3 protein-coding genes are annotated in these 3,297 nt (G+C 61.4%); 1 reads left to right on the top strand and 2 read right to left on the bottom strand.

All coding sequences use genetic code 11. From position 1 onward, the window contains the following. Window positions 1–548, bottom strand: a 548-nt coding sequence (locus B3V69_RS17800) for a M20/M25/M40 family metallo-hydrolase (RefSeq protein ID WP_296448363.1), incomplete at its 3' end; no start/stop codon positions are given. 272 nt (window positions 549–820) lie between these two features. Between B3V69_RS17800 and B3V69_RS17795 the strand changes: the two genes are divergently transcribed. Next, window positions 821–2,314, top strand: coding sequence for a methyl-accepting chemotaxis protein (locus B3V69_RS17795; RefSeq protein WP_296448361.1), 1,494 nt, complete (start codon window positions 821–823; stop codon window positions 2,312–2,314). Here the strand turns inward: B3V69_RS17795 and otnI are convergent. After that, on the bottom strand, window positions 2,302–3,114 hold the full coding sequence (otnI, locus tag B3V69_RS17790) for a 2-oxo-tetronate isomerase (protein WP_296448359.1): 813 nt from the start codon (window positions 3,112–3,114) through the stop codon (window positions 2,302–2,304). The two genes, B3V69_RS17795 and otnI, sit on opposite strands and share 13 nt — an antisense overlap. Window positions 3,115–3,297 lie beyond the last annotated feature (183 nt).

The raw sequence follows: 3,297 nt of genomic DNA, 5'->3' as shown, positions 1-3,297 counted from the left end.
TCTTCACAGGTCTCGATCAGGCCGACGATGCGCGGATGCGCCACTTGCTGGCTCTTGAGCGCCTGTATCGCGGCAATGCTGGCGTAGACCGCGTAGCCGTCATCGGCGCCGCCTCGGCCATAGAGCTTGCCGTTTTCATACTTGGGTGTCCAGGGCCCCAGGTCACTGCGCCAGCCGGTGAACTCAGGCTGTTTGTCGAGGTGGCCGTACATCAACACGGTGGGCTTGGAGGTCGCCTGCGCCGCGTCCGGCTCCCCCGCGCCGGAGGAGGCCGGTACTTCGAAGAACAGCACCGGGGTGCGGCCCTCCAGGCGGATGATCTCCAGGGTCAGGCCCTCCACCTTTTGCGCCTGGACCCAGGTTGCCGCGTCCCACATGACCGTGTCGATAAAGCCGTTTTTCACCCAATCGGCGTCAAACGCGGGCGACTTGGCCGGAATGCGGATGTAGTCTTCGAGGCGGTGGACGATGTCCTCATCCCAGGCGCGGCTGACCTGGCCCAGCGCTTGCGCGGCATTGAGCGCGGATTCGGGTACTCGGGCATTCATGCAAAGCTCCTTGGGCGGTTCATCCAGACGGCCGCACATCATGCCACGTCCCCTGCACAAAGCCAAAACCAATGACTCGGTTGGCCACACAGTCCATTGCTTAAACCATCCGACGACGCACCTTTGTGTAACTAATGTTTGCACTCCTGACCATCATCGGCTACCGTGTGGCCGTGGCGAGGCTCGGAACTCGATTGGCCCACCCGGTCTGATGGTTCCCCGTCCCTGGCTGGATCCTGTAATGAAATTCGCGTCTTGGAGGACCTGAACCCATGTTCCATCGTGTGACCCATCTGCAAGTTGGCGCCCTGCTGCTACTGAATGCCGGCATGATCTTTCTGGCGGTCAGTGCCATGACCGTGATCGCCGCATTCAACCTCCAGGGTGCGTTGCGAGGCCTGATCATTGGCTTGGGGGGGTTGGCGCTGGCACTCAACTTTTTCTTTGCCTGGTGGCTTAACCGCCGTCTGGCTCAGCCTCTTCAGGAAATTGTGGACCTTGGCCGAAAAATCTCCGAGGGCGACTTGACCGCCTCCTTCAAGGGACAGGCAAGCGGCGAGGTCGCGGACATACAGCAACTGCTCAGCGCCATCAAGGACTCCTTGTTCAACATCGTCCGCGACGTGCGCAGCGGCTCGATTGCGATCGACACCACGGCCGGCCGCGTCAAGAATGACACCACGGCCTTGTCGGTCCGCAACGAGGCGCAGAGCGGCTCACTGGAAGAGGCGGCGGCTTCCATGGAAGAGCTGACCGCCACCGTCAGAACCAATGCCGACAAAGTCATGCGCGCCAACCAACTGGTCGCATCCACCTCTCATCTGGCGCTCAAGGGCGGCGGTCTGGTGAAAGACGTTGTGACCACGATGGACGCCATCAAGCAAAGTTCGCACAAGATTGTTGACATCATCAGCGTGATTGACGGCATTGCGTTTCAAACCAATATTCTGGCGCTCAACGCAGCGGTGGAGGCCGCCCGCGCGGGAGAACAGGGACGCGGCTTTGCCGTTGTCGCGGCCGAGGTGCGCAACCTGTCGCAACGCTCGGCCAGCGCGGCCAAGGAAATCAAATCGCTTATCACCGATTCGGTGGAAAAGGTCGACTCGGGCAGCAAGCTGGTCGGCACCGCGGGCCAGACCATGGAAGAAATCGTCACCTCGGTCCATGAGGTTGCCGGATTCATGTCCGACATTGCAACCGGTAGCCGGGAACAAAGCGTTGGCATTGCGCAAGTCAACGAAACCATCACCCACTTCGAAAGCATGACCGAGGAGAACGCCGAACTGGTGAATCAGGCACTGAAGTCGGCCATCTCGCTCGCCGACAGTGCCTCGACACTCTCGGAGTCGGTCGGGCATTTCAAGCTGGGGTCTGAAATTGGCACCGCCGAGGAAGCGAAGGCACTGGTCAAAAAAGGCCTCGCATTCGCGACCGAGAACGGGCTGGCCAGCCTGATTGAAGACGTGAACAAGCTGAACAAGGGACAGTTTGTTTACAAGGACCTTTACCTCGGCATTTACAGCGACGAGGGTTTTGTCACGGCGCATGGTGCGAATCGCCATTTCATCGGTTCTGATGCCATCAATACCAAGGATCAGGACGGCAAGCTGTTCATACGCGACATGATCGCTATCGGCATGGAGCGCGGCGCCGGAGGCCTCAAATACAAGTTTGCGCACCCGGTGACACAGGAGATCAAGACCAAAGCCGTCTACGTCGAAAAATTCGACAACATGGTCGTCACTTGTGGCTGCTATGCGTCCTGATCAAGAAGATAGGGCTTGAGCCAATCCAGGCCGGCGGAGGTGCCGCCGACCTGTGCGCCTCGTGAAGGCCGATATTCACACCCCACCCAGCCGGCATAGCCCAGCTCGTCCAGAACTGAAAACAGATAGGCGTAGTTCAACTCGCCCAGAGTCGGCTCATGCCGCTCCGGTACGCCTGCCATCTGGACGTAGCCCACCCGCCCGGTCGGCATGTATTTGCGCAGTTTCATCGCCACGTCGCCTTCCACGATCTGGCAGTGGTACAGGTCCATCTGCACCTTGAGGTTGGGCGCCCCGACGTCAGCGACAACCTGGTGCGCGTCGTCCTGGCGGTTCAGGAAGAAGCGCGGAATATCGCGCGTGTTGATCGGCTCGATCAGCACCTCGACGCCCTGCCGGGCGGCCTGCAGCGCGGCCCAGCGCAGCTGGGTGACGTAGGTCGGGTAATGCGCCTCGCGCGCGCTGCCCGCTGGCAGCAAGCCGGCCATGACATGGATGCGCGGGCAGTCCAGTGCGGCGGCGTAGCGCAGCGCCTGGTCAATGCCGGCGCGGAACTCGGCTTCGCGTCCGGGCAAGCAGGCCAGGCCGCGCTCACCGGCGTCCCAATCGCCGGGCGGCGCATTGAACAGCACCTGCTGCAAGCCATGGGCCTTGAGGCGGGCGGCGATGTCGTCGGCCTCAAAAGCATAGGGAAACAGGAACTCGACCGCCTTGAAGCCATCCTGGGCGGCGGCCTGGAAGCGGTCAAGAAAATCAAGCTCGGGGTAGAGCATGGACAGATTGGCGGCAAATTGAGGCATAGGGTTCACCAGTGGGCGCCGAAGTTGGGACGCGGTTGATTGATGTGGGCTTCGCTCGGGGATGCAGACGGGGCAGGGCGGATGCCCATTTGCAAATCAGGCCCAGCCCGCCAGCCGCAGCGCCAAGCCGGCCAGCGCGCAGCCGGCAATCACCGGCATCACGCCCCACTTGTAGCGCAGCAG

This window comes from Rhodoferax sp. UBA5149 (assembly GCF_002413825.1).
GTDB lineage: Bacteria > Pseudomonadota > Gammaproteobacteria > Burkholderiales > Burkholderiaceae_C > Rhodoferax.
This window is presented reverse-complemented; position numbering and strand designations above follow the sequence as displayed.